1 protein-coding gene is annotated in these 387 nt (G+C 64.9%); it reads right to left on the reverse strand.

From position 1 onward, the window contains the following. Nucleotides 1-276: ATP-binding cassette domain-containing protein (locus AC1DIX_RS28175; RefSeq protein WP_477328671.1), on the reverse strand; the 276-nt coding region annotated here is incomplete at its 3' end. Between the last annotated feature and the right edge of the window lie 111 nt (nucleotides 277-387).

A 387-nucleotide genomic window follows, 5' to 3' on the forward strand; every position in this document is an offset into this window, starting at 1 on the left:
CACCGTATCCAGAACCGATATCGGAAAGCGCCGGTTGATATCGGCAGCCTGCGGCAGATAGCCGAAGTCGAGCCGCGCCAGCCGGTGACGGATCTGCCCCGCCGCCGGCCGGATCTCACCGATGAGCGCCTTCAAGAGCGTCGATTTACCCGCCCCATTCGGCCCGGCAATCGCCGTCAGGCTGCCCTCGCGAAGGCTGCCGGACACATGATGCACCGCCGGATGCCGGTCGTAGCTGACTGTCAGGTTGTCGAGCTCGATGAGAATGGCACTCACGGCAGGATCACCGCCCAATGGATCGCCAGCCACAGCGCGGCGATCATCAACAAAACGAAACCGGCACGCACGGCAGCGGATTGCCGGAGCAGGTTGGGAAAGGGGCGGGGC

The organism is Massilia sp. 05N420, from assembly GCF_056397205.1.